The 25414-nt window shown below is 50.9% G+C and carries 27 protein-coding genes; 25 read left to right on the plus strand and 2 right to left on the minus strand.

Annotated elements, in window-relative coordinates:
- Positions 1–485: 485 nt before the first annotated feature.
- The gene (locus NP589_RS13655) at positions 486–1211 is read right to left on the minus strand and encodes a hypothetical protein (RefSeq protein WP_256607497.1); all 726 of its coding nucleotides are present in this window, start codon (positions 1209–1211) and stop codon (positions 486–488) included.
- Between the two features lie 61 nt (positions 1212–1272).
- Positions 1273–1830, minus strand: coding sequence for a hypothetical protein (locus NP589_RS13660; protein ID WP_256607498.1), 558 nt, complete (start codon positions 1828–1830; stop codon positions 1273–1275).
- A 782-nt stretch (positions 1831–2612) separates the two neighbouring features.
- On the opposite strand from NP589_RS13660, the gene NP589_RS13665 reads away from it, so the two are divergent.
- The 25 genes from NP589_RS13665 (at position 2613) to NP589_RS13785 (ending at position 25217) form a co-directional block, all read left to right on the plus strand.
- Positions 2613–3548 (plus strand): DNA-binding protein, encoded by a 936-nt coding sequence (locus NP589_RS13665; protein WP_256607499.1) that lies wholly within the window; start codon positions 2613–2615, stop codon positions 3546–3548.
- A 443-nt stretch (positions 3549–3991) separates the two neighbouring features.
- Positions 3992–4270: a hypothetical protein gene (locus NP589_RS13670; protein WP_256607500.1), complete on the plus strand. Its 279-nt coding sequence runs from the start codon at positions 3992–3994 to the stop codon at positions 4268–4270.
- An 84-nt stretch (positions 4271–4354) separates the two neighbouring features.
- Positions 4355–4810, plus strand: a complete 456-nt coding sequence (locus NP589_RS13675) for a hypothetical protein (RefSeq protein ID WP_256607501.1) — start codon at positions 4355–4357, stop codon at positions 4808–4810.
- A 160-nt stretch (positions 4811–4970) separates the two neighbouring features.
- The gene (locus NP589_RS13680) at positions 4971–5330 is read left to right on the plus strand and encodes a TrbC/VirB2 family protein (RefSeq protein ID WP_240348419.1); all 360 of its coding nucleotides are present in this window, start codon (positions 4971–4973) and stop codon (positions 5328–5330) included.
- A 3-nt stretch (positions 5331–5333) separates the two neighbouring features.
- Positions 5334–5699 (plus strand): VirB3 family type IV secretion system protein, encoded by a 366-nt coding sequence (locus NP589_RS13685; protein ID WP_205454547.1) that lies wholly within the window; start codon positions 5334–5336, stop codon positions 5697–5699.
- An 18-nt stretch (positions 5700–5717) separates the two neighbouring features.
- Complete coding sequence (locus tag NP589_RS13690) at positions 5718–8243, plus strand: VirB4 family type IV secretion/conjugal transfer ATPase (RefSeq protein WP_256607502.1); 2526 nt, start codon at positions 5718–5720, stop codon at positions 8241–8243.
- On the plus strand, positions 8240–9022 hold the full coding sequence (locus tag NP589_RS13695) for a TrbJ/VirB5 family protein (protein WP_256607503.1): 783 nt from the start codon (positions 8240–8242) through the stop codon (positions 9020–9022). The genes NP589_RS13690 and NP589_RS13695 overlap by 4 nt, the downstream gene beginning before the upstream one ends.
- A gap of 11 nt (positions 9023–9033) precedes the next feature.
- A complete protein-coding gene (locus tag NP589_RS13700; protein ID WP_205454549.1) occupies positions 9034–9357 on the plus strand; it encodes a hypothetical protein in 324 nt (107 codons plus the stop codon).
- A gap of 13 nt (positions 9358–9370) precedes the next feature.
- Positions 9371–10378, plus strand: a complete 1008-nt coding sequence (locus NP589_RS13705) for a TrbL/VirB6 family protein (RefSeq protein WP_205454550.1) — start codon at positions 9371–9373, stop codon at positions 10376–10378.
- A 45-nt stretch (positions 10379–10423) separates the two neighbouring features.
- Positions 10424–11128, plus strand: coding sequence for a hypothetical protein (locus tag NP589_RS13710; protein ID WP_256607504.1), 705 nt, complete (start codon positions 10424–10426; stop codon positions 11126–11128).
- Positions 11125–11295 carry a hypothetical protein gene (locus NP589_RS13715; RefSeq protein ID WP_256607505.1) on the plus strand — a complete coding sequence of 57 codons (171 nt, stop codon included), beginning with the start codon at positions 11125–11127 and terminating at the stop codon, positions 11293–11295. Before NP589_RS13710 ends, NP589_RS13715 begins: the two co-directional genes overlap by 4 nt.
- 534 nt (positions 11296–11829) lie before the next feature.
- A complete protein-coding gene (locus tag NP589_RS13720) occupies positions 11830–12552 on the plus strand; it encodes a VirB8 family type IV secretion system protein (RefSeq protein WP_256607506.1) in 723 nt (240 codons plus the stop codon).
- Entirely contained in the window at positions 12549–13379 is an 831-nt protein-coding gene (locus NP589_RS13725) for a TrbG/VirB9 family P-type conjugative transfer protein (protein ID WP_256607507.1), read from the plus strand. Before NP589_RS13720 ends, NP589_RS13725 begins: the two co-directional genes overlap by 4 nt.
- Positions 13372–14616 carry a type IV secretion system protein VirB10 gene (gene virB10 / locus NP589_RS13730; protein ID WP_256607508.1) on the plus strand — a complete coding sequence of 415 codons (1245 nt, stop codon included), beginning with the start codon at positions 13372–13374 and terminating at the stop codon, positions 14614–14616. The genes NP589_RS13725 and virB10 overlap by 8 nt, the downstream gene beginning before the upstream one ends.
- Before the next feature lie 41 nt (positions 14617–14657).
- Positions 14658–14975 carry an ASCH domain-containing protein gene (locus NP589_RS13735; RefSeq protein ID WP_240348423.1) on the plus strand — a complete coding sequence of 106 codons (318 nt, stop codon included), beginning with the start codon at positions 14658–14660 and terminating at the stop codon, positions 14973–14975.
- Between the two features lie 73 nt (positions 14976–15048).
- Positions 15049–16065 carry a P-type DNA transfer ATPase VirB11 gene (virB11, locus tag NP589_RS13740; RefSeq protein ID WP_256607509.1) on the plus strand — a complete coding sequence of 339 codons (1017 nt, stop codon included), beginning with the start codon at positions 15049–15051 and terminating at the stop codon, positions 16063–16065.
- 3 nt (positions 16066–16068) lie between these two features.
- Complete coding sequence (locus NP589_RS13745) at positions 16069–17931, plus strand: type IV secretory system conjugative DNA transfer family protein (RefSeq protein ID WP_256607510.1); 1863 nt, start codon at positions 16069–16071, stop codon at positions 17929–17931.
- Positions 17932–17940: 9 nt separating this feature from the next.
- Positions 17941–19632 (plus strand): LPD7 domain-containing protein, encoded by a 1692-nt coding sequence (locus NP589_RS13750; RefSeq protein ID WP_256607511.1) that lies wholly within the window; start codon positions 17941–17943, stop codon positions 19630–19632.
- Entirely contained in the window at positions 19629–20159 is a 531-nt protein-coding gene (locus NP589_RS13755; protein WP_256607512.1) for a hypothetical protein, read from the plus strand. Before NP589_RS13750 ends, NP589_RS13755 begins: the two co-directional genes overlap by 4 nt.
- A 12-nt stretch (positions 20160–20171) precedes the next feature.
- The gene (locus NP589_RS13760) at positions 20172–20759 is read left to right on the plus strand and encodes a lytic transglycosylase domain-containing protein (RefSeq protein ID WP_256607513.1); all 588 of its coding nucleotides are present in this window, start codon (positions 20172–20174) and stop codon (positions 20757–20759) included.
- Between the two features lie 2 nt (positions 20760–20761).
- Positions 20762–21691, plus strand: coding sequence for a DUF6685 family protein (locus NP589_RS13765; RefSeq protein WP_256607514.1), 930 nt, complete (start codon positions 20762–20764; stop codon positions 21689–21691).
- A 99-nt stretch (positions 21692–21790) separates the two neighbouring features.
- Positions 21791–22192, plus strand: coding sequence for a glycine zipper family protein (locus NP589_RS13770; RefSeq protein WP_256607515.1), 402 nt, complete (start codon positions 21791–21793; stop codon positions 22190–22192).
- 463 nt (positions 22193–22655) lie between these two features.
- Positions 22656–23204, plus strand: coding sequence for a hypothetical protein (locus NP589_RS13775; protein WP_256607516.1), 549 nt, complete (start codon positions 22656–22658; stop codon positions 23202–23204).
- A 317-nt stretch (positions 23205–23521) separates the two neighbouring features.
- Positions 23522–24379, plus strand: a complete 858-nt coding sequence (locus NP589_RS13780) for a DNA cytosine methyltransferase (RefSeq protein ID WP_256607517.1) — start codon at positions 23522–23524, stop codon at positions 24377–24379.
- Between the two features lie 28 nt (positions 24380–24407).
- Entirely contained in the window at positions 24408–25217 is an 810-nt protein-coding gene (locus NP589_RS13785; RefSeq protein ID WP_256607518.1) for a CDC27 family protein, read from the plus strand.
- Positions 25218–25414 lie beyond the last annotated feature (197 nt).

Raw genomic sequence — 25414 nt, forward strand, 5'->3', positions numbered from 1 at the left:
AGTACGGGAAAAGTGCCAACACGGGAATATACGATGCATCGCCTTCGAAGTATAGCTCTACCGTTCCGGTTACTAAGATACAAAACCAGCCTTATTTGGCACCTAGCCATAGACCACAACCACCACACCCGTCCGATGCTCCGCTTTGCGCAGAAAACGGGTCTTGTTATGGCGACATTAGTCCCATTACCGAACTGCCAAAAACCGTCAACGTACATGGATATTTTCGCAGAGATGGAACCTATGTTAGAGGGCACTATAGAAGCCACAGATAGACGCATCAATACCTAATGTTTGATACCCTTTTTGACAAACCAGTGGTTATGCAAAGCTTTGCATAACGGCCATATAGCTGTCTATCGAGATGAGTTTTTGAATGGCCGGTTTATATCAGAAATTGCTGGTTTAGCGCGATTCATAAGCGGCCGTGGTGAGCCACCTACTTGCACGGTGGGTGAGCGAAGTGAACGGACTTGATGAATTTGTTAGGCGACAAAGGTTTCATCGAGTGCGGCAAAGATTGTTTGTGAACCCAGAATATGGACTTTTCCTGAGGAAGCAGTTCCGCGGATGGCAATGCCACAGAAGGTTGGCTGTGCCGCATTGGCCGAACCAGTGAAGAGACTAAAAACAGGTGAACCGCTCAGCCCATCAAAGGAGGTTAGCTTTAGTGGATTTTGGACGGCCAGCTTGTAGCAACCAAACGAGAGGCTATCGCCGATGTAGGCTCCGTGAAGCAAGTATTGGCTCGAGATGACCTTCGAGAGTTCATAGTCCACGCCCGTTGCGAGTTTGGGGTATCCGAAGAGAAAGAACAGCGCGTTGTTGCGAGTTCCGTACCAGTCCGAATTATCAGGTGGGGTCAGATTGATAACGTGGTTTTCCTCCCGTGCCGCCACCGATACATTCGCGATGTCAGCCTGAAAGATAACTAGATCGTTCTGATCTCCGTTCTCTTCTTCATCCTCAACCCGGATGTTCCAGCGATCCGTGAAAGTCACGCAGTCACCAGCTTCCGAAACGATCAATCTAAGTTTGTTCGTTGGCCATTCACCAACAACATGTTTGGCGGTAAGCACTAACAGATTATTTCGAAAAGCAACGATAAATGCGGTCCCTGCCACCGAGAGCGGAGTTTCTGGCACGCCAGTTTCAAACACCATTGGGCGCGCGCAATATCGGAGGCGTTTGAGATCTGGGGTTGGTTCCATCTGTCGCCTAGCGTGGAGCTAAGGGCCGCGCGCTTTTACGCAGTCCCGCTTGAGCGCAGGGTTAGAGCGCACTATCGTCGCCTTCATGTGTGGATGTTGCGGCACGAAGCTTCTTAACTTGGTACTCGGTGATGTTGAGTACAAGTGCAATCTTGTAGTCGTTAAGCCCTTGCGACTTTAAGTCCTGAACTACAGACCGACGCACAGCGATTGCGTTCTTCTTGTCGTAGTAGTCCTGCATGATGTCTCCGCCTTCAAAGACAACGGAGTTCAGATTCTGCGCCGGTGTTTGCCAGTAGGTGGGCGTATGGCATCTTGCGCCACGAATATAGTCGAACCCCAGCAGGCGCGAAGCTAGGCGAAGGAAGCGGTACACAATATCCCACGAAGGTTCGCTTTCGCGCTTGACTAGAGCTGCAATTGCTTCCAACTCGCACATGAGCATTTGCTTATGTCGTACCGTGGTGTCCAGAGTGTCGACCTCTCGCGTGAGCATTTCAATTGCTTTAGTCAACCACGCGCGACGACCCTTAGTGCTGCCGTGTTGATCGGCGATGTGATGCGCCTTCTCTCCGAAGAGAAGGCGCATCGTTATCTCGAAGTCCATTGCGACGTCCATTTGTTCTCCAAGCAGGGACAGCTTGCTTTGCGCTCTAACTAGTAATTAGAAAGTTCTGTATATCCACCAAAAAATGACTTGCGACAAGATAATTTATTGATCAGCATATGATTTTCCCTTCTGTATATCATCAATGATACGCGGATATGACTGGTAACGATCCAATCGCTGTCATTGAATCGCATTAAGCGATACGCAGCAAAGGGTCGGTTGCGACAATTCACCACTCTCAAAAGCCGACATTCGCTACTGCTGGATTCGAATCGGAATCGATGGCCTGAGTGGAAGCCGAACTGGTTGCTGGAATACGCAAAATAGGTTTATTTATTAAGCGTGACAAAATTTTCTGGGGTTCCGGCCTACAACACCTACGGTAACGAAGGGCTAATGGAAATAGCCTAGACGCTATTACCCATTTTCGCACGAATCCTTACGGTTACCCAAACACATCAAGTAGGGCGCAACTGGCTAATCGATGACGCCAGTGCAGTTGCAAACATGCCTCTCATTTAGGTTCTAAGAACCCAATCCACTCGGATTTTTTCAATATTTGTGTCACGAGTTTTTTCACTAATTTGGCACTCTTTTCACTTTTTGTGGCACCCGACACAAAATTATTGAATAGCCTCAAACGCAATCGAATTATTTCATTATTTTCGTCACTCAATAGCCGTCCGCCCTGCTATATTATTACTTAGTTTCTTAGTTTCTTTTTTGTTTTCTTGCTTTCTTTCTTTATTTTCTATACACTATCCACACCCTCACAATTCATGGAGATAGCCATGATCGACAATATTGATACCGTGATCGGTCGTCCTGCCGACATCGCAGATGACCGAATTATTGAAGCAGGCCAGGCGCTGGTAAAAGCCAATCGCAACGTAACCGGATTCGCGCTACGCAAAGTTGTCGGCGGCGGCGATCCCAAGCGCCTTAAAGATGTATGGGACCGACACAACGTCAGTCAATCAGTGACCAATGCCGAGCCGGTTGCAGAGTTGCCCATAGAAGTGGCAGAAACACTGACAAGCCTCACGAAATCACTCACTGAAAAAATTAATGCCTTGGCAGTCGATCTCAACGACAAAACCGTTAAAGCGCAAGAACGCCGGGTAGCCGATGTGTTAAGAGCTGCCGGCGAACAGCAGGCACAAGCGGAACGCGAACTCGCCGACGCATCACAAGCCGTTGATGAACTGGAGGCCATGCTGGCCGAAGAGCGGGCCAGAGCGGGGGAACTGGAAAAGCGACTAGCCGATTCCCAGGCGGCAAATCAAGCCCAGGCCGTCAATTTGGCCACCTTGCGCGAACGACTGGAAGCTATTGAAAAAAGCGCAAAAGCCGCAACCGAGCAACATAGCGCAGAACAAGAGCAATGGCGACAACTATTAGAAGACCAAAAAAGGGTCGCCCAAGTGGCAGCGAACGAACGGGATAACTTAAAAACGGAATTGACTAGAGTGCAGACCAAGGCTGAAACCGCCGAGGAATCCCATAAAGAAGAGCGTAAAAGAGCCGCAACGGAAATTCAACGTTCCGCCGAAAAGGTGGTAAAACTCGAAGGGGAGCGGGATAACGCCAAAATGGAAACAGGCCAAGCCCGTGAAGAAAACGCGAAATTAGCCGGCCAACTGGAAGCCATGAGAACCCAAGTTGCGCAATTAATGCAAGCAATTAGCAGCCAGAAACCGGCGGCGAATAACCCTCAAACAAGCTGAGGCGCATTTTTCGCGCCCGCGAAAACTAAAGTGTGCGCTAACCGAATGAACAGGTATCGCCGACAAAGCACCGGCAACCGGAAATGAGTGGGTTATGACATGGTTCAATAGACTTCGCCCGCTGATGATGAATACAACGCCAAAAGCTGCATAGGAAGCGATTTACCCACAACGATTCGCTTTTTCGGAGGATTGTTGAAGTACCCCCTCGCGAACCGATGTGGATAAATCAAACATTTGAACGCCACCTCAACATTTTCGCGCCCGCGAAAATCGTTGCCTAGAAACGCCACGCCACCAACAATAGGCGATATGCAAGGCCTACTATTGCGGCCAGCATAGACGCCGCTGACTATGCTAAGCCCACCACATCATTTAACATAGGCCATACTTGAAGAAAATATTTTGTGGTCGCTATGCGACGACCGGCTGATAAATCAATGATGAACCCTGAACAAGAACGAGAAAAAAACCAGAAAGAATTTCGCGCGATTCTGGAGAAATACGGCATTACCCAAAAACATGCGGCGGAATTGATTTCAAACGAAACATTTAAAACGGTAAATGTTAGAGCCGTTAGGGCGTGGTTAGCCCGCGCGGAGGCCGCAACAGCAACACCATGCCCGATGTGGGCAATTGTTGCCCTAAAACGGGCCACCGAGTCGCTTACTCCAATAAAACCAGACCCAACGCCACACAAATCAATAAAGCGCTTGACATAGGCTGTCACGCCCTATAACATCAAAACCAATTACACAGTTTTCCCGAAAAAAACCGGGTAAACCTCACACAATGGACGATGTTATATGTACACTCATTTTCGCGCTGCAACTATAGTACTCACCATTGCCGTAGCTACGCCGACTCAGGCCCAAACACCGGCCACCACCGTTGACAGCAGTCAACAATCTGCCCGCGATTCCGAAAAACTCACCATATTGCAAGCTGAGTTGACGGAACAAAAACAGATTGCCGCCAACCTTCAACAAACCCGCGCCGTTCAACTTGCTGCCAACAACAAAACCGAACTCGACAAAACCGAGACCAGACTGGAAGAGGTTGGCGGCAACATTGCCCAACTGCAACAGGAAATCGACGTCGCCCAAGGCAAAACCCGAGCTGTGAAAACGGTTGTGGTCAAACCGGTAGAGCAGGGCAGACAACCCGCCGGCAAACCCGCCCAAACCAATCCCGCGCAAGCCGCCACAGCGACCGGCCCCTGGTGGGATTTATACAACAGACAAAACGCTGCCGCAAAATGAGCACCTTAACCACCGCAAACATTTTGGCTTTCTGCTCGTGTGAGGGCTATATGTTGGGTAACAGATTTGCCCGACAAAATCAGAATTAACGGACCGGGCGACTACCGCTAAATTTTTCGCGCCCGCGAAAATGCAACAGCATCTAAAGGACACGGAGGTTATGCAACACAATGTTTCAATAATCAAAACAGCAACAACTAACCCCAATATCGCGGAGATAGACCGGATGAAACAAACCCATCGAAAACTGATTCAACAACTTCTGATTGTTGTGCTTTGCCTGACTGTTGAGCACATCGCCTACGCCGCAGGCCCATTCACCACCGGGGCCGGCGCACTCAACGCCGACATACTAGCCATTTTGACGCCAGTCGCCGTTATTGCCGTTATGGTGTTAGGCGCATTAGCCTGGTTCGGTCGCATAAGCTGGACCGTTGCGGTTGCTAGTATGCTCGGTATTGTCCTCGTATTTGGCGCACAACAAATTGTGACCTGGGTACGTGGCCTGTTTGGAGTGTAGGTAATGAGCCGCAACAACGGGCTGCAAGCCGACCCCTTGTTTGTTGCGGCCACCCGCCCCCCCATGCGCTTCGGTGTCACTACCGGAGGCATGGTATTAGGGGTAATGGCGGTGGCCGAACTGTTTTTAATGACCCGAAACCTGCTGTGGCTTCTGGCCTATATTCCAATACACGGCCTATTAGCCCTGTTGCTCATGCACGAATGCCGCTTTTTCCATTTGCTAACCATGTGGGCCAGAACCAAAGGCTTGAATTGGCTGAAAGGCAATATTCGGCAGTGGAAGGCCAGCAGCTACACCCCAAACCGCCACAACCTGCCAAATACCAAAGGGCGGCGCAAACTACCCCCCCACCTCACCACACCTTAACTGCACAGGGAACCCAACATGTCGGCCTTACCAGATTTAAGAAATTACAAAGCACTAATGAGGGAAGAGGCCACCGCGCTACACATTCCCTACACCATCCACGTCAACGAACACGTCGTCAAAACCCAAAACGGCTACGTTATGGCCTTCAAGCTGGCCGGCATCGGTTTCGAAAATGCCGACGACGATCAGCTCAACAACTTTCACGAACGCCTAAACGTCTTTTACCGCAACCTCGCAAAACCCAACATATCCCTGTGGCAAACCGTCGTCCGCCATCGGGAAAACGCATACCCGAACGGAGAATTCAAACCCGGATTTGCCCACGATCTGAACGAAAAATACCGGCAACGCATTGCACGGGAAACCCTGATGATCAACGACATTTACCTGGCGGTTGTATACAGGCCTCAACCCGGCCAAGTCGGGCAAACCGCCATGAGCATCCTGAACCGAATCAATAAAGACGCCATTCATCAGGAGCAGGAAGAGGCGTTAGAGGAAATGACCAAACTGCAACAGCATGTAATGGCCGCACTCAATCGCTACGATCCGGAGCCGCTAGGCGTATACCAAAAAGGTGAACATTACTATTCGACCCTGCTGGAATACTTTGGCCTGCTGATTAACGGCGAATGGCAACGCATCGCCTTACCGCGGTCCCCCCTCAGCGAAGTCCTGGCAACCTCCCGGCTATCGTTCGGCGCGGAAGCCATCGAATACCGCACCGCCACCGAAACCCGCGTAGCCGCCGTTCTGGGTATCAAAGAATATCCGACGCCTACCGTCGTCGGCATGTTTAACGGCCTACTCAAAGCGCCGTTCAGTTTCGTCATGACCCAAAGTTACACCTTTTTAACCAAACCCTCCGCACAGTCGCTACTGGTCAACCAATACAACCGGATGACCAATATTGGCGACCTGGCCCGCACCCAAACCGAAGACCTCGAAACCGCCATCGATCAAATCTCAGGCAATGAGATTGTGATGGGCGATCACCATTTCACACTGCTCATACAAGGCGAACCGTTCGAAGGCGTCAAGGAAGCGGAAAGCCCCGCCCGTCTCCGCGAACTTAACCGCAATATCGCCTGGGCAAAAACCGTACTTGGCGATACCGGCATGACCGTCGCCCGCGAAGACCTCGCCATCGAAGCCGCATTTTGGGCGCAACTCCCCGGCAATTTTGCCCATAGAACCCGACTATCGCCCATCACCAGCCGCAACCTCGCCGCCATGGCCCCTTACCACAACTATCCCGTAGGCCGAGCCACCGGCAACCACTGGGGCGATGCCATGGCCGTACTCATCAGCAACGCCAAAAGTAACTATTATTTTTCGCTCCACGCCAGCGATCCGAAGGACGCCAGCGGCGGCAAAAAAGACGTGGGCCATACCTCGATCTACGGACAAGTCGGCTCCGGTAAAACCGTGCTCATCGGGTTTTTGATCTGCATGAACCAAAAACTCAACGCCACCCAAATCGTTGCCGACAAAGACCACGGCCTCGAAATCCTGATCCGCGCACAAGGTGGCTGCTACCTGCCTATTCAAAACAAACAACCAACGGGTTTCAATCCACTACAACTAGAACCGACACCCGACAACATCGAGTTCATGAACCAATGGGTACAACAACTCGCCTACCACCCCAACCAACCTCTCACCGTTCAAGAAATCAAAGAAATTACCGACGCGATTAACGGCCTATTAGTGCCGGAAATCGAACGCAAGTATCGCCGCCTATCACGGCTAATAGAATTTCTCTCAAAAAGCGGCACCGCCGCCGCCGCCGGGATATTTGCCCGGCTGAGCAAATGGTGTGAACAGACCGGTGGCGAATACGCTTGGGTATTCGACAACGAAACCGACGTAACGCTTGAACTCATGAACAAAAACCCGCTGATCGGCTTTGATGTCACCGACTTCATCGACAACAAAACCACCTGCACACCGATAACCATGTATGTGTTTCACCTCATCAAAACACTCATGGACGGTCGTCGATTGATCTGCTGGATGGATGAGTTTTGGAAACTGCTCGACGACCCCGCCTTTCAGGAGTTTTCAAGGGACGGTTTAAAAACAGCCCGTAAAAAAAATGCCGCTTTCGCCTTCGCGACCCAAAGCGTCGGCGACAGCCTGGCTAGCCCAATCGCCCGCGATCTGGTCGAACAAACCGCTACGAAAATCTTCTTCCCCAACGACACCGCCCAGCCCGAGGAATATATCGACATTCTCGGACTGAGCGAACGTGAATACTTGTTGATCAAACAAGAACTGGAACCTGGCAGTCGTCAATTCCTGATCAAACAGGGCAACAGCAGTGTCGTGTGCGAACTGGACTTAAAAGGTTTCGACTTCGAACTCGATGTCATATCGGGCCGGGCGCATAACGTCGAAATTGTCCGAGAACTCATCGCCGAAGTCGGCGACGACCCAGCCGCCTGGCTCCCGCTTTTCCAACGCAATCAATTCCGCCGCATGACCGAAAAAGTTGATAGAACCCAAACCGCCCATCCACAACCCTTGGAGTCAAAATGAAAGCCGCGACCAGCCCCAACAAAACCCTATTCGCCGCCGCATTAGCCCTAGTGCTATATGGCAATACAGCATCCGCCGTCGACATTGTGAACGATCCCATGCATATGGCCGAAACCATTGCCGGCTGGGCGGCAAACCATTCAGATGAAATAGAACAGATAACCAAATTGACGGAACAACTGCAACAGCTACAACAGACCTATCAAATGGTCACGTCAACCTATAACAGCATGACGGGCAATCGGGGATTCGGGGCTGTGCAAACCCTCACCAATGCCGCCCGCAATTACCTGCCGGATAGCACGAACGGCATGCTCGACACCATCAACGGGGCGAACCAAACGTACAACCAAATGAGCGGCATGATTCAGGGCTTCACCAATCAAAATGCCATTCTCTCGCCTGGCGCCATTCAAGCGCTCAACATGAATGCAAATCAGCTCAAATTATTCACCGAACGCCGCAAAAACAACGCTGCCATCCAAGCCACCGCCTCACAAAGCATGGACGCAGCCAGCCAGCGGTTTGGCTACATCCAGCAACTAATGAACCAGGTCAATAACACCAACGATCCTAAAGGCGTCGCCGAACTGCAAGCGCGGATAGCTGGCGAACAAGTCATGCTGCAAAACGATCAAACCAAGATGCAACAAATGTACGCCTATCTGCAAAATCAGGAATTGGTAAATCAACAGCAGATGCGTGAATTAGCCATTCAACAAGTAGGTCGCACAAGCGATTTGGTCCAACCGAATTATTCTGTTACGAACAACCCCTAAAGGAGAGCATCATGAACTCAAACTTAACGCTATTGACCGCGATTACCTTAACAGCAGCCGCCACGGCTGGCGGGACATACTACCTCACTACACAAACCCAGCCAGACAATGCGGAGGTGAACGCACCAAGTGCGGCCATCGAGGCGCAACCAACCGCCACCATTCCCGTGCAGGTCGCGGCGAATCAAGACCCCAACCAGCCCATCACTATTATTGTTAAAACGGAACTGACGGAACATAAACAACCAACACGGGACCATGTCGGACATATTCGGGATTTAAAACAACCTCATTATGGCGTTACGCAAGCCCCCACCATTCCGCTAAATCACTAAACAAGGAATCGCCATGGGATTTTTCCTAACATTTTGGAACTATTTGCAAACTAACGTGTTGGCTACGATTTCGACCGTAACCGCCAATATTGCCAATAGCCTGCAACCCGCTGCCGTCACGTTTGCCACCATGTACGTCATGCTGTGGGGCTATTTGCATCTACGCGGTTCGATTGAAGAGCCAATCATGGATGGCACCATTCGAATCATTCGGTTGGCGGCAATATTAGGCGTTGCCCTGAGTTTATGGGAATACAACACCGTGTTGGTCGATTTTTTCATCACCACTCCAGCGTCTTTGAGCGACGCCATTTTAGGCGGCAATGCCGCTCTTAATATTGTCGATACGGTGTGGCAACAAGGGGCTGGCGTTGCTGAATCATTAACTAGACAAGGCGGAGCGACCGCCATAGATTTTTATTTAGCAGGCATTGCCGTGTATTTGTTCGTCGGTTTCATCTGCGTTTGGATGGCGTATTTGTATTGTTTGTCGCTGGTCGCAGTCGGTTTTTTGTTAGCCATCGGCCCGCTATTCATATTGGGATTAATGTTCGAAACCACGAAGCGTTTTTTTGAGAGTTGGATGGCTCAATTGTCAAATTACGCATTGATTATTGTCATTGCCGCCGTAGCCGCAAAAATATTGCTGAACATGTTGCAAGCTTACGCTGCCGACGCAGCCGCCAAAGGGATGGCGATCACCATTGCCGAAGCCGCGCAGTTGTGCCTCGCCAGTTTTTTCATTTTATTATTCATGCGTCAAGTGCCGACAATTGCCGCCAGCTTAGGCAGCGGTGTGGCACTCGGCACATTCAACGCATTGAGCCGGTTGTTAAAAGGCGCAGGCGGCGGCGCAGGCCGATCTTTGTACCAATTCGGTCGCGGCGTCGCCGATGGCCGGGCTGGCGAAAAACCCAGCCGTTACCAATCACTCACTCGCAACCTGGGCAACCGGTTAGGCGCTAGAAGCCAACGGTCAGCGCCAACGGGCGGCAAAATCCAACGCAGCAATGTTTTCTAACGATGTGATTTTTCGCGCCCGCGAAAAATAACCATGGAGTGACCAATGAATTTAAAAAACAAACCCTGGGCGCTGTATATCCTATTTGGCGCAATATTTACCGTGATATGGGGGGTCTGGTTTGATTACAGCTATTGGCAATGGCTGATCTGCTGGGCATTGACCACCGGCGCAAGCCTAGCCGCCGCGCACCTTATCAAATACCAATATCTAACCCTCGACAAGCGCATCACCTCGGAAAAAACAACCGAATGGGATGTGTATATCAACAACATCCGAATGGGAACCGTGACGGATGCCCAATACGCCTCGATGCAGCAACGCGTCTATATCGATCCGAAAAACAGCATGGCTCAAATCGTAAACATAGTTTACGTACTCCAAACGGTCATCATCAAATTAGCGGTCGCCATTCCCTTGGGGGTGTTTTGGATGATGGTGTTTAGCCTGGGCTACTCGCCGGATACTTGGGTCGGAACGATTCAACTACTCCAGACCGCCGACGCGGCCAGCTTAACAGCCGCCGCTAAATCTTTGCACGAAATGTTCTTCATGCTTGCCCTTTTGACGGCACTAATCGCCGGCGTAATGATGGCGTTAGGGGTTAAATTCGGTTTTAAAAACGTTTATGCCGATGCGATCGGCGTCCTGTTACGCCAGCATTTCAAAGTCCCCGCTGACGGCGAAATCAGGCTATGTAGACCTGTCCATTTCGATACTATCCACGAACACGGCAAGAGCGCCCCATGATGCCGTTACATAACAAAATACTGAACGATCCTGCCGCGTCAGACTGGTTAAAAAACACATTGCGTGCCGCCTTGGTACGCGATCCGGTGGATGCCGTGAACGATGCCGAAATATTGCTAAATGCGCTGAACGAACAGCTCCACCACGCACTCCTGCAATCGGCCTGAATTGTACGGTGCGGCCATGAGGTCGCCGCACCTGTTTTCAATAAACATCATGGAAACCCCCGGATGGAACAGACTGATGAACGAGAAAAAAACCAGCAACAATTTCGTCAAATCCTCTCCACGTACAACATCACACAAGCGAAAGCCGCCGCTCTAATCAGTCGTGAATTATGCAAAACAGTGAATGTTAGAGCCGTTAGGGCGTGGTTAGCCCGCGCGGACGCCACAACCGCGACGCCATGCCCTATGTGGGCAATTGTTGCGTTAAAACGCGCAACTCAAAAACTGTCATCAACACAGGACAAAACGACAAATAGAGGCACTAATTAACCACTTGACATAGGCTGTCACAGCCTATAGCATCATATCACCCTAACAACTAACCCTCAGTGCCGTCATGAACCACAAACCCCCAATACGCCTTATTTTTGCTCTATTTCTACTCACCCTCGTAACCGCCTGTGCCTCAACCAAGCCGCTACCCCGCTGCACCGATGAATTCACCCCCATCAACACCGATAAGGCGGTGCAACCATGAAACGCGACCCACAACTGGATAAATACCTGGAGGAAGCCCGAACCTGGGAAGCCGACAAACTCCGAGACGCCCTAAAACAAATTAAATTTCAAAAAGTGGTCATTGTGGGCCTGATCTTCGGGATAGGAAGCATGGCCTGGGCCATCAAAGGACTAACCCCGTTAAAAACAACGGAACCGTATGTTGTCCGCGTCGATAGCTCAACCGGGATTGTAGACGTGGTGCCGATGTACAACGGCGAAGCTGAGCTATCGGACCTCACCACCCGCCACCTGCTTACCCACTACCAAATCGCCCGTGAACGCTACTTCTACGCCATCGCTGAAACCGATTACGAAATGGTCGGAGCGTTTCACAACGCCAAAACCAATGACGAATGGGCGCTGGCCTGGCAGGAAACCAACCCCGATTCGCCTCTGGTGAAATACAAGGACGGCACAACCGTCACCGTTCACGTCAAAGGCATTACCTTCCTCGAACCGGACAGCGGCGCACGGGATACCGCGCAAGTGCGTTTCACCACTGAAACGCGCAAGGGCGGCAACGGCGCACCATTGGTAACACATTGGTTATCCACCATCAAATACGCCTACGGCGAACCGTCGAAAAACGACAAAGAGCGCAGCCTGAACCCAATGGGCCTACGCATCACCAGCTACCACAAAGAACCGGAAGTCATTGCCGACCAACCGCAAATTTTGAATGGAGGCCCACAATGAGAATAGTTTCCAAACTAACCGCCGTGTCGCTGTTGCTATGGGGAACGGTCTGTGTCGGCGAAATTCGCCCCGTACCGGGCATTACCGACCCGAGAGTTCGCGAAGTCGTGTACGACAAAGACGATGTCATCCGATTGATCGGCTATGTCGGCTATCAAACACATTTACGCCTGTCGCCAGACGAGCAATTTATTGGCGTTGGAGCAGGGGATACCGGTGGTCTGGATATTACCGCCGACGGCAACGACACTTGGATCAAACCCAAAGCGGAGCTAGTGAGAACCAACATAGACGTTAAAACCAATCTGCGGGTATACCACTTCGATTACGAAGTCCGCAAAGACCCGCCGAAAAACCGTAACAGCATGATTTACTCGATAGCCTTCCGCTATCCGGATGAGGAAGCCAAACAACGAGCAGACCGCGCAACCCGCAACAATCTGCGCGATAAACTCCACGCAGCGGCAGACAAAATTAACCGCGACTATTGGTATTGCGGCAATCCGTCCATGAAACCGATTGAGGCCTATGACGACGGCATACAAACCCATATCAAATTTAGCGCCCACGCCGAATACCCTGCAATCTTCGCCGAAAACGCCGACGAATCGGAATCATTGATCAATTTCCACGTAGACCCGGACAACGAAGAGGTCGTAGTACACCGCATCGCCCACCGTTTTATTCTGCGGCGGGGTGAACTGGTCGGCTGTATCGAAAACCGGCAATTCACCGGCGGCGGCAAGCGCCTCACCTCCGGCACCGTAAAAGACGAAGTCATACTGAAAACACAACCTACCGAAAACGAGGCTGCTGGTCATGAATAATGCGAAAGACCCCTACAATGACGAACTGGAACAAGCCGATAATGTCGTGGGTGAGCGCAAAATGCCCAGCGTCACGAAAGGCCAATCGCTGCAATCCAAGCTCAACAACATTTTCGCCATCGGCGTCATCATCTTGCTGGGAGGCGGATTTCTCACGTGGTATTACAGCAACCTCACGGGCAAACAAAAACAGTTGGATGAGGCCAAGCGCAAACAACAAGAACAATTGTTACAAAACAACGGCAGTCTGCCGAAGCTGGGGGCGGTGCCATTTCCAAACCAATCACCAACCCCAACCACACCGCCGCCGGAAGCCTTCAACGCCGGCAACATGTTTGGCCCACCGCCCGAAATAGCCGACAACGCCGTCGGCAACAACAGTCAGCCCAAACCCAAAACCCCGGAAGAATTAGCGGTTGAACGTCGCCTCAACACCCCGGTATACGTCAAAACCGGCTTACATAACGGCGTAAGCCCAAGCGGACAATCCAATGGCCGCGTAGCCGGCCAGAATACGGCTTTAACGGGCAGCACTGGAGGAAACACAACGGCACTCGGCGATGCGCTAAAGCCCACCACCATGGCGACCGCCCGTGCCCAAATGCTGCCATCCATGACCTACCTGATCCCAAAGGGCCGGAAAGGCGATTGCACCCTGGAAACCGCCATCGACTCACAACTCCCCGGACTCGTTACCTGTGTACTGGCTTATGACATATTCGGGGCGGACGGCAAAGTGCCGCTACTGAAACGTGGCACCGCCATTAATGGCGAAACCCGCGCAAACGTCCAGCAAGGCCAAAGCCGCCTCTTCGTGATATGGACAGAAGCCCGCACCGAACACGGTGTCATTGCCCAACTCGACTCGCCGGCCACCGATTCACTGGGTAGATCGGGCATTGCCGGTGAAGTCGATAACCATTTTTGGGATAGGTTCGGTGCGGCAATATTGATTTCGGTCATTAACGGCGCAATACAAGCCGGCACAAACTATGCCAGCGGCGCAGGCAATAGTGGTGGCACAACCCTGAACTACAACACCCAGCAGCCTAACAGCGTCATGACCGAGGTATTGCGAAACACCGTCAACATTCCACCCACCATCAACATCCCACAAGGCGAACGCGTACAAATTCTATTTGCCCGCGACGTGGATTTCCGCCCTGTTTACTCACTGGAGGACAAATACCAATACATCTACGACGAAGCGGCGGCGAAATACAGCCTCCCTCAATAAACGTTAGGAAAACGTTTATGCCCCGGAATATGAGCTTTGCAATGACCACCCAACAGGTGGCCAACCAAACAAAAACAGTCACTCGCCGCTTTGGTTGGTGGTTTTTGAATCCGGGCGACGTTGTTCAGCCCGTCGAAAAAGCCATGGGACTTAAGAAAGGCGAAAAAGCCCGAAAGATAGGAGGGCAGATTCGCATTGTATCGATTCGCCGCGAACCCTTATCCGCCATAGACAAAGCGGATTGCATTCGCGAGGGATTCCCTGACTACGAACCGAAAGACTTTACCGCCATGCTACAGCGCCGCTACAACTGCGGTGCGCATGACGAAGTGAACCGGATCGAATTCGAATACCTGTAAGCGATAGCCTAGCCAAACATTTTTCGCGCCCGCGAAAAATAGAAAATCAACTCCAACATAAAAGGCGAATAACATGGATATGGTCCATAAACGCGATAACGTTGAATACCTGAGTTCCTTGCATCTGTATTTAGTCCCGTTGCGGTTTGTACTGGACGACGACGATGTAACAGAGGTTTGTATCAACAAACCGTTTGAGGCGTATGTTCAACGTTATAGCGGCAAAACCTGTGAAAAATTACCATTCGCCTCGCCGGGTTGGTGTCGTAACATGGCAAACCTGGTTGCGAACAAGACCTCACAAGGCGCTGACGAAAGCACCCCGCTGTTATCGGCAGACCTGCCGACAGGTGAGCGGATACAGTTCGTGTTGCCGCCCGCCGCTGAACACGTATCGATTACCATTCGCCGACCCTCGAAAACCGTGTGGACCCTGGATGAACTTGACGAACGCGGGCTATTCAGCGAATGCCAGGACGCCAGCGATGAACTCGACGCGGTAGAGCGGGAATTACTCGAACTCAAGGAGAAACGCCAATATAAAGAATTTGTTCGGCTTGCCATCCTCGCGAAAAAAAACATCTTGTTATCAGGCGTGACCGGCTCCGGAAAAACCACTGTCAACAAATCTCTGATCCTCGAAATACCTGAACACGAACGCATCATCACGATTGAGGACGCCAAGGAGCTGGTGATTCTCAATCAACCTGACCATGTCCGCCTGTTGTATTCGAAAGGTGGACAAGGACAAGCCAACGTCACCCCAAAAACACTACTGGAAGCCTGTTTACGGATGAAGCCAGACCGATTGTTTCTAGCCGAATTACGCAGCGATGAAGCGTTTGAATATTTGCGGGCAGTGGCATCACACCCCGGTTCCATCACCAGCGTACACGGCCACACCGCACAACTGGCCTTGTCGCAATTGATGTTGCTGCTCAGGCAAAGCCCAGCCGGCCAATCTTTACAATCCGACGAAATAAAATCGTTGATCTACCAGACCGTAGACATTGTTCTGCAATTCAACCACCAACGGCGTATATCCGAAGCGTGGTTCAAGCCCGAGAAAAAACGCGCACACGGCCTGTAACCTATGAGACAGATTGCCAAAATAGTCGCCGGATTGCTCATTGCCATCGTAGCCGGACTGTATTTGTCCGGCTATTTCTTTCTGGTGGTCAATCACCAGAATCCGGCACAGACCACGCCGTTGACTTGGCTGCAATACGGCCACTACTACAGCCACAAACCAGACATTCGCCGAAGCCTGGTCGGCAGCGCGGTAGCCGGCTTTGCCGTGATAGGCGGTGTGGTGGCTATTCCATTCATTCCCCGTCGCCGGTTACTGCATGGCGATGCGCGATTCGCGACCGTCCGGGAAATCATGCAACGCGGCTTGTTAGACTGTGACGGCATCATCATCGGCAAAATTGGCGAACGATACCTATCCATTCCCGGCCAACAAGGTGCCATCCTGGCCGCACCGCCAAGATCGGGCAAAGGTGTTGGCGTGGTCATTCCAAACCTGCTCAATTTTGCCGGCTCCGTGATTGTGGTAGATGTCAAAAAGGAAAATTGGGAAGTGACTGCCGGTTTTCGGCAAAAATACGGCCAGGCTGTTCACCTTTTCGACCCGCTTTCCGAAACCGGCCAAACCGCCCGCTGGAACCCGTTTTTTTACGTGTCCGACGATCCCGGCATTCGGATTAACGACGTGCAACGCATTGCCGAAATGCTTTATTCAGTCGAAGCGAACAAGGACTCATTTTGGGTGTTAAGCGCCCGGACCTTGTTTTTAGGCATAGCGCTGTATCTGTTCGAAACCCCAAATAGCTTGCGCACCATAGGCGAGGTGTTGCGCCAAGGAATGTCGGGCGGAACGACCGGCGAAGGGTTTGTGGAACATTGGAAGGGGATACTCGCAAGACGAAGAGGCGGCAGCAATCCGCTCTCGTGGCAATGTGTATCATCGATCTATGAAGTTATCGATTTGCCGCCGCAAACAGCGGGCGGCATCCGTAAAGAGCTAACCTCAAAACTGGCACTCTGGCTAAACCCTTTACTGGACGCCGCTACATCGGGCAATGACTTCGATCTGCGCGACTTGCGCAAAAGGCCCACATCCATCTACGTCGGCGTCAAACCCGACGACCTCGACAGGATAAGGCCCGTACTAAGCCTGTTTTTTCAGCAGGCGATAGGCCTGCAAACCCGCGAATTACCTGAGCACAACCCGGCATTGAAACATCAACTGTTATTGCTGCTCGATGAATGTACAGCGCTAGGCCGGATACCGGTCATTGAAATATCCAGTGGTTTTCTACCGGGCTACAACGTGCGGACCTTGCTCGTCATACAAACGCCATCACAACTACGGTCCGTGTATGGCAGGGACGGGGCGGATACCATCGTCAAAACGTTGGCCGGGCGCATTATGTTTGCCCCCAAGGATTTCATGGACGCACAAGAAATTTCCAACGATCTTGGCTCAACCACGGTGAAGGGCAAAAGCCGTTCACGCCCTATGTGGGGAACGAAAGGCAATAGCACAACGGAAAGCGACCAACGCCGCATGTTACTCATGCCGCAAGAAGTGAAGGAAATCGGCGAAGACAAGGAAATCATTATTTTCGAAGGTATCCGCCCAATCCTGGCCCAAAAAATCATTTACTACAAAGACCGGCAGTTCAAAAAACGGCTACTCAAAGCACCGACTGTCAAACGTATCGAACCGGTTATCCGTGCAATGGAGGAAATCTACGCCGAAATCGAGGCAGACGACGAACCCCGTTATAGACCTGTCACGATAGAAGAACTCGAAAATTTCGACAGCCTATCGTTAAACGATTTTGATATTGACCCCGAATACATACTACCGCCGACCGACCAACCAATGACCGCCGAGGACATCAAGGCGGCTGCACAACGTTACCTTAACTTAGTCATTGATAACTAGGAGCGCCACATGGCCAATCAACCCAATCCGTCCGAAACAGCCCAACAACAACCGCAAGCCGCCGCAATTTTTACGGTCATGGCAGGTAAAAAATCTAAGGAATACACGGACCCCGAAAAGGCCGGCGCAGCCTACTTCACCGCTGACCCGGAAAAAAAACCGAGCGTCACATATGCGGAAAACAATCGTGGCCGCATCATGGCATCCACCGAAATCCACGGCACCTATGAGGACGGCCAGCCGCGACATTACAAAAGCGTACCGGATGTGTTCCCGGAGGACAAAGAGTTTCAAGCCGGCTTCTACGGCGCTATGGAAAAATCGATACGAAAACGACTGCAAACACTCAACAAGCAAGCCGCCGAAGGCAAAGACGAACCGCAGCCTCAAAAACTGGACGACCGCCTGGCCGACGATCTGGAACGGTTTGCCCATATAAACCCTGAGAAGGCGCAAAAACTTTGGCAAAAAAATGCACTGGAAGGCATTGCAACACCCGCCTACCTGGAACATCAACCCGCACAACCGGACCGCAAGCCGGCAGCTAAAGGTCAACAAGCGCAAGAAAACATCATTGCCTTCTATGATCGGACGCAAGATAAAACCGCCGCACCATCCCAGCAAACCCCACCAGAACAGGCCAGCGACCAGCAATCCACGCAATCACCCAACCCAACCGGCAACCAGGAAGTACCTGAACGCGTGGCAGCACGATACCTACGGCTCAAAAATCAATACTACTTCCAAGATAAAACGCTCGCGTTTGAGGATGGTGGCAAAAAAATAAAACTAGAAACGGAGAACGTTACCGTAATCCGTGACGCGGTCGCCATCGCAGAGGCCAGGAGCTGGCAAGCCATCACCGTATCCGGAACAGACAATTTCAAGCAACAAGTCTGGCGTGAAGCCACGATGAAAGGAATTGAGGTGGTGGGCTACAAGCCTTCGAAATTGGAAGAGGCCGAACTGTTAAAAGCTATGGCCGCGCGTGACGCCAAAAGCTCGGAACCCCAACAAAAGCCAGTACAACGAGACGACATGACCACGGGCGTCTTGTTAGCTCACGGCGCAGACCATTACAAACACGATCCGGAAAAAGGCAAATCGTACTATGTGAAACTGGAGGTCAACGGCAAAGAAGTGACCAAATGGGGGGCGGACTTCAAGCGCGCATTCGCCGAATCGCAATCACAGCCACAGATCGGGGATACCGTAGTGTTAGCCAATGTGGGCAAACAAAGCGTGAATATTCCCACCCAAACCCGCGACGAAGCCGGCAACACAGTTGAAACGAAGAAGCCTGTGCAAAAAAACGCCTGGCGAATCGAAAGAGAGGACTATCAAAGCGCGTTGGAAGAAAACGCCCAAGCGCTACGCACCGGCAAGGAAATTGAACGGAAAGTAATTGCGCAAATGCCGGAAGTCGCGGCAGCGGTTACAGCCGCCAAACTGGGTGAGAAGATTGCAGAACAAGCCCATCAAAGCGGCGTCATTAAATCCGAAGACGAAAAAGCAACCCTGGTCTATTTAATCAAGGAAGGTATAGCCAGCGCATTGGAGAATGGCAAAAAAATCTCGCCACCGGAAATATCGGAACAGGGTAAACAAGCTACTATCGACGCCAACAGCGTACTCAATGACCGTAAGCCGCCGGTCATAGTCAAAGAGCCGCCGAAACAAGATCAGGCGCAAGTCAGATGAAGCCAGGCGTCACAATGGCCCGCTGGGCGCTGTTGCTATCAATTCAATCGGCTAACGCGGTTGAAATGGACAAGCAAACGGTTGAGAGCGCTAAACGCTTTTTAGCCACATACCTTGAGCTTACCAATAAAGCCAATATCAACCTGCTGACGTTATACAGAGACTCAGCCAATATAACGGCCACAGTCACAACGCTGGACAGGGCCACGAGTGAACGGCAGCTAAGCGGCCACAAATGGAAACAACTCTTGCGCGAAACTTGGTACAACGGCCAGCCGTCCGTTGAACCGATTGAATTACACGATGTAACCATTAAACGCCTTGGTGAAAATAACCTAGAAATAACGGCCCATCGGTACGCCATGCGCCGCTGTTACTGGGATAACCAGTATCGGGTGGTGATTGAAAAATCCGCCGGCGGGATGTATCAGATTGTGAGCGAAACCCTTCTGATCGATCATCAAAACCAATGCCAACGGCCAGATACCACCACCATCAAACAAGAAATCAAGATAGTACCCAATTAAGGAGAAGCCAGGATGAAACGACGACACCTAGCCATCGCCATGCTGGTAGCGCACAGCGCCTACGCCGCACCCAATCAAGAGGCAGTTATCCGCTTACAAGTAGCATCAATCGATGCCACCGTAGCGGATACCGTGCGCCAATCCGCAACACTAACCAGCAACGAACAACAATGGGTAGACCAAATGGACAGGGCGCTGGTCAAACAAATGACCGGCAACAAGGGATTATCCGAACGGCTACACAACGTGCGTTTGCGCCGTGAACTATTACAAACCATCCACTATGAAGCCAAGCGGGCAGGCTTAGAACCTGACTTAGTGTTGTCCGTCATCCGGGGCGAAAGCAATTTTCGAAAATATGCCATTTCATCCGCCGGCGCTAGGGGTTATATGCAGGTTATGCCGTTTTGGGCGGACATCGTAGGTGAACACTCATCAGACCTGTTTAACGTGCGAACAAACCTGCGGTTAGGCTGCGCCATTTTAAGGAGCTACTTAGATAAGGAAGGCGGAAACGTAAGTCGCGCGTTAGCACGATACAACGGCAGCACCGGTAGCCAAACCTATCCAAACTATATCTATGCATTCTGGGTGAACTAATTATGCCCATAACGAAAATTGCCAAGTGGTTACAATCGGGCGTTCATCTGATCCAGGAAGACTTAGGGTACAGTCCGGTCACGCTACACCACGCCATCGAGAGCTATTCGAATTTCCTCCCCGTAATTGAACCTACGCCACAGTCGATCCACGCGGGCAGCATGGTACGGTGGCATGAATGGGGAGACAGGCGCTTTCGCCCAACGATGTTCGCCAAACATAACATCATGTACGGCTGGCGATTCAGCCAAGGCCATTACAGCAGCTTCGAACTCGCCATGCCCGAGTTCGACGACTTCGGTCAATGCGAGATAGTGCCAGCTTGGCAATGCGAAATCCAAGATGTCGTAGGCTTTTCAAGCTCAAAATCGGACTTGCAACAATTCACCGACCTTGATCAGTTTGCACAAGCCAGAACCCCTAACTGGATCGAAGAAATCACGGAAGAAAACCTATTGCGCAACCTCGCGCACTCGGAAATCAGAATCGGCAATGAACTACATGCCGACACCACAACCGACCACTTTTGCCGTTATCGCTGGGATGGCCGTACATTTCTAATGAACGACGGCGGCTCACACCACTTTGCCGCAGCACGGTACATCGCCGACAAGCTGAACCGTAAAGTCTACTTAAACGGCAAACTCAAAATCTATTCGATCAATCCCAGCAGTGTTGAGGCCCTACGCGAACGCTTCGATATATTGGTGATAGACGACAGCGCCGAAGAGCAAAACCAATTTCATCAGGCCATGAAAGCGTTTAGCGCAACGTATTTATGGCGAAAATTACCGCCGCCCCACGAGAATAGCCGGGCCATCTTTCTACCCAAAAACGAAACCCGGTCAAGAACGGTCGCCGCCAATTTAAAGACGGCAGGCACTTACGACCTGGCCGCACTATTACAAGCCATCGTTGAGCAACAAACCTAAACACCGTGCATTTTCGCGCCCGCGAAAACACGAACCAAGGCAACAGAGCAGGGCGGCTAAAGCCGGCCAATTTAACCCACCCATGAAAAGGAACACGTCATGAGACAATGCAAAATCAAACACCGCTTAATCGTATCCGCACTACTAGCCGTAACCGGCTGTGCCTCCGTGAGCGGTTACAGGCCAGCGGTCGATACCTTTAACGATCCCAACGCGTACCGACTCAATCAAGACATGAACGAGTGTGAGCAACTCGCCACGCAAGCCTCTGGCGGCATACTAAAAGAAACAGCGACCGGAGCCGCCGTAGGCGGATTGATTGGCGGTGGCGGCGGCGCTGCCGGCGGTGCCGTATTCGGCAATGCCGGAACGGGTGCGGCTATCGGCGCAGCCGTTGGCGTACTAGGTGGCGCAGCCAAACAAGGCCTGGAAGCCAACAATCGTTATAAATTGGCGTACAACACATGCCTGAGAAATCGAGGCCATAATGTCATTAATTAAGCGGTGAATAACATGATGAGAGAAGAGCGCTATATCGTATTAAAAATACATGACATAACCGAATGCCTGTCATTCGAGGAAAAACAACAATTGGACGGTATTCAACGGAAACTGAACGAGTATAGGCTGCTAAATGGTAAGCAATCTCTACAATGCGCCGTTGTTGAATCTGACTGGCCCGAATTTGAACCCACTTGGCAGGCAATATCTGATCGAGTAGATTCAGCGAATTGCGCCATATAGAGCAAGGGTGCTGCTGACGAGTGTTAGTGATGTAATGCCATGTCACCAGCACCACGTCAGTATTTGACAACATCTATCGGATGAGCGAGAATTCTGGCGTGTTTGGTAGAAACACGCCGCCCGCATAGGCGAAGCCACCGGCACTACCCATTCAATTTAACGTGAATTGCACTCAAGACGATATTAGCGGGCGATATAGTGTCTCTATGAGGGGTAATTTATGTTAAGTACGAATCGTTCTATAAAGCAAATCAAGCTGGAAGCCAAACTACTCAAAAAAGAGCGCGGCATTCAATACTCAAAAGCGCTCGAAGAAATATCACAGCGCCATGGCTATCAAAGCTGGCACCAAGCCAATAAACAAAACCACGCAACGGACCAACTGCAAACCAAACAACAGTATCCGTTTCGGTTCATCATGGACCGAAAAGAAAGCGATTGGGACTTTTCGAAAGGTGGCAACTCAGACTATATTGAAGACGATGACTTGTTTGAATCCGTGTTGGCCGTAGGACTTGAAAAAGGGTTCGATATTCAAGAGGCCCACGAATGTATGGCAGACCTGATTTTTTTAAGGCACCAGTCAGCCACACCAACAACGCCTTTAGAGGCGGTCAAAATAATCACAGACCATTTTTTCTTTCCACCGCTTTGTATCTGGCTGGATGGTGTTGAATATACTCGCGCCGATGATCCTAACTTCCCGTTGATGGATATATGGCAAGGATATTCCCATAAAGAATTTTTCGATCAAGAAGAGTTTGGCTAAGTTAAATACGTAAAGAACTACGCCGCCCGCTCAACGATCCAAAAGCGGGCGGCGGCATCACTGATCGCTAAACGAGTCTATTGTGACTGGCATAGTCAAATCGAACTATGCGATATCACATCGCAGCCACCGGAACGACCCGTCCACCACAGTTATGAATAACTATGCGGTACCGCCAATCAGACATTCAAACACCCTAGACATAAATGACTAGGCAGGATCTCACAAACCTAAATGTGACCATCCGGAGTTTGCACGACCTGGCCAAGTCACAGTAAAGATGGGAAAATAACCTGAACTCATAGAAGGAAATGACTATGTCGGCCGCAATCAACCTAGTTCAGCCCGCCGTGACTGATCGATCGCCAACCAACCGCCCGATGTCACACCTCACGCTATCACTGTTTCCAGGCATCGACCTGCTGGGCCGTGGATTCGAGGCCGAAGGGTTTCCAGTCGTGCGCGGCCCTGATCCGCTGTTCGGCGGTGACATACGTTCGTTCCATGTTCCGGCTGGCCGATTCGATGGTGTAATTGGCGGGCCTCCATGCCCTGACTTTAGCAAAGCACGTCGAGGATCGCCGCCAACCGGCTACGGTCTGGAAATGATTGGGGAATATATTCGCCTAGTTGAAGAGGCTAAACCGTTGTGGTGGCTCATGGAAAACGTACCTGGCGTACCGGATGTAAAAATACCGGGGTACTCACACCAGCGCCTAGATATTAACTCGCGAGAACTCGGTTCTAAACAGAACCGGCACAGACATTTTCAATATGGTCATAGTCAAGGGCATGTAATCTCTATTCCTCGCCTACCAAAATCGATGGAATGGGAACCCTGTTGTATAGCCTCGGAAGGCCGGCGGACTAATAAACGAGACTGGAACCAGTTTTGTCGTTTACAAGGCCTAAGCGACGGAATTGACCTCGACAATTTAACACTGTCGGCCCGCTATCGAGCAGTGGGTAACGGCGTACCTATCTACATGGCCCAAGCCCTGGCCCGCGCGATCCTAGATGCCAAGCCGCCCAGTGAAGTTCGGATTTGTGGTTGTGGCTGCGGTCGAGAAATAGGCGGTCGCGCCCAGTACGCGGTGCCTGCCTGTCGAAAACGCATGCAGCGCCGAAGAGACACAAAAGATGGAAATCAAGTAACATCGCGGAAAACCGAGTAAATGTTCATACCAAAGAGAGAGGTTATTGATGTCCGTTGTAAAGCTTATTGAAGAATCGCCAAACAACTGGGTCTTTCGCCATAACCTTCCAGAAGGAGTAGAGGACAGTTTTGATGATGCGGTTGAATTATATGAGGTTGGGAATCTTGTTGAAGCTGAAGAAACGCTACGCAAATTGTTGCTTGTATGTCCCCACTACATCGACGCATTACACCATTTGTCTCTCATCTTCTCCGAAGATGGATTAGAACTTGAGTCTTATTTATGTTCGCGTGAAGCCGTTCGTATAGGACTAGAAGCAATCCCATCGAATTTCTCGTGGCACACGGGCCACATGAATTGGTGGGAGCTAGGCAACAGACCGTTTATGCGGGCCTATCATGCGTTAGGCTTATCCTTGTTAAAAAATCAAGGCCCATCGTCAGCCATTGAAATCTTTGCCAGGCTCGTATCCGTAAATCATAACGACAATTTAGGTTGTCGATACCTTTTGATGCAGTGCTATCTTGACCTTAATGAATGGCAGTCGGCGTTAAATCTGAGCGCCCAATACAGCTCTGACACAGGCCCGGATATTGTTTTTTCCAGAATAATTGCGCTACTACAGCTCGATCAAAAGGATGACGCCATTGATGCGCTGACAGGTGCCATTAAGAAATACCCAAATATTGCGAAAGAGCTTGGCAAAAATAAGCACAGTGAACCTAAATCATTACATCCAGGGTTTATAACCTCCGGCGGCGAAGATCAAGCCTATGATTATTGGCAACGAAACCGAATACATTGGGCAAGCTCTACAATGGCCTACAAATTATTGAAAGGTCTTTTGGCGAAATAAATAGAACTGATTATATTCAAGCCGACGTTGCTTATAGTACATTGATGAATGTTGGTCCAAATACATTGCCTACGCGAACGAGGTAGGCCACTCCCAAAACATCTTTTCGCGTTTAAAAAAGCTTTAGCCGGTTGGCTCACAGTTCACGAGGAACGAGATAACCTATTAAATCGGCACACCAGAATCGCTCGGCTGCG

Origin of the sequence: Methylomonas rosea (genome assembly GCF_024505055.1) — a bacterium.
GTDB lineage: Bacteria > Pseudomonadota > Gammaproteobacteria > Methylococcales > Methylomonadaceae > Methylomonas > Methylomonas rosea.

What these genes read in the sequence shown, in the direction of transcription:
- virB10 (WP_256607508.1), top strand. Translation starts at nt 13,372, where the DNA reads ATGAATAATGCGAAAGACCCCTACAATGACGAACTGGAACAAGCCGAT.
- virB11 (WP_256607509.1), top strand. Translation starts at nt 15,049, where the DNA reads ATGGATATGGTCCATAAACGCGATAACGTTGAATACCTGAGTTCCTTG.
- NP589_RS13665 (WP_256607499.1), top strand. Translation starts at nt 2,613, where the DNA reads ATGATCGACAATATTGATACCGTGATCGGTCGTCCTGCCGACATCGCA.
- NP589_RS13715 (WP_256607505.1), top strand. Translation starts at nt 11,125, where the DNA reads ATGATGCCGTTACATAACAAAATACTGAACGATCCTGCCGCGTCAGAC.
- NP589_RS13700 (WP_205454549.1), top strand. Translation starts at nt 9,034, where the DNA reads ATGAACTCAAACTTAACGCTATTGACCGCGATTACCTTAACAGCAGCC.
- NP589_RS13680 (WP_240348419.1), top strand. Translation starts at nt 4,971, where the DNA reads ATGCAACACAATGTTTCAATAATCAAAACAGCAACAACTAACCCCAAT.
- NP589_RS13705 (WP_205454550.1), top strand. Translation starts at nt 9,371, where the DNA reads ATGGGATTTTTCCTAACATTTTGGAACTATTTGCAAACTAACGTGTTG.
- NP589_RS13780 (WP_256607517.1), top strand. Translation starts at nt 23,522, where the DNA reads ATGTCGGCCGCAATCAACCTAGTTCAGCCCGCCGTGACTGATCGATCG.
- NP589_RS13670 (WP_256607500.1), top strand. Translation starts at nt 3,992, where the DNA reads ATGAACCCTGAACAAGAACGAGAAAAAAACCAGAAAGAATTTCGCGCG.
- NP589_RS13710 (WP_256607504.1), top strand. Translation starts at nt 10,424, where the DNA reads ATGAATTTAAAAAACAAACCCTGGGCGCTGTATATCCTATTTGGCGCA.
- NP589_RS13770 (WP_256607515.1), top strand. Translation starts at nt 21,791, where the DNA reads ATGAGACAATGCAAAATCAAACACCGCTTAATCGTATCCGCACTACTA.
- NP589_RS13785 (WP_256607518.1), top strand. Translation starts at nt 24,408, where the DNA reads ATGTCCGTTGTAAAGCTTATTGAAGAATCGCCAAACAACTGGGTCTTT.
- NP589_RS13775 (WP_256607516.1), top strand. Translation starts at nt 22,656, where the DNA reads ATGTTAAGTACGAATCGTTCTATAAAGCAAATCAAGCTGGAAGCCAAA.
- NP589_RS13725 (WP_256607507.1), top strand. Translation starts at nt 12,549, where the DNA reads ATGAGAATAGTTTCCAAACTAACCGCCGTGTCGCTGTTGCTATGGGGA.
- NP589_RS13720 (WP_256607506.1), top strand. Translation starts at nt 11,830, where the DNA reads ATGAAACGCGACCCACAACTGGATAAATACCTGGAGGAAGCCCGAACC.
- NP589_RS13695 (WP_256607503.1), top strand. Translation starts at nt 8,240, where the DNA reads ATGAAAGCCGCGACCAGCCCCAACAAAACCCTATTCGCCGCCGCATTA.
- NP589_RS13685 (WP_205454547.1), top strand. Translation starts at nt 5,334, where the DNA reads ATGAGCCGCAACAACGGGCTGCAAGCCGACCCCTTGTTTGTTGCGGCC.
- NP589_RS13660 (WP_256607498.1), bottom strand. Translation starts at nt 1,830, where the DNA reads ATGGACGTCGCAATGGACTTCGAGATAACGATGCGCCTTCTCTTCGGA.
- NP589_RS13755 (WP_256607512.1), top strand. Translation starts at nt 19,629, where the DNA reads ATGAAGCCAGGCGTCACAATGGCCCGCTGGGCGCTGTTGCTATCAATT.
- NP589_RS13735 (WP_240348423.1), top strand. Translation starts at nt 14,658, where the DNA reads ATGACCACCCAACAGGTGGCCAACCAAACAAAAACAGTCACTCGCCGC.
- NP589_RS13690 (WP_256607502.1), top strand. Translation starts at nt 5,718, where the DNA reads ATGTCGGCCTTACCAGATTTAAGAAATTACAAAGCACTAATGAGGGAA.
- NP589_RS13750 (WP_256607511.1), top strand. Translation starts at nt 17,941, where the DNA reads ATGGCCAATCAACCCAATCCGTCCGAAACAGCCCAACAACAACCGCAA.
- NP589_RS13760 (WP_256607513.1), top strand. Translation starts at nt 20,172, where the DNA reads ATGAAACGACGACACCTAGCCATCGCCATGCTGGTAGCGCACAGCGCC.
- NP589_RS13765 (WP_256607514.1), top strand. Translation starts at nt 20,762, where the DNA reads ATGCCCATAACGAAAATTGCCAAGTGGTTACAATCGGGCGTTCATCTG.
- NP589_RS13745 (WP_256607510.1), top strand. Translation starts at nt 16,069, where the DNA reads ATGAGACAGATTGCCAAAATAGTCGCCGGATTGCTCATTGCCATCGTA.
- NP589_RS13675 (WP_256607501.1), top strand. Translation starts at nt 4,355, where the DNA reads ATGTACACTCATTTTCGCGCTGCAACTATAGTACTCACCATTGCCGTA.
- NP589_RS13655 (WP_256607497.1), bottom strand. Translation starts at nt 1,211, where the DNA reads ATGGAACCAACCCCAGATCTCAAACGCCTCCGATATTGCGCGCGCCCA.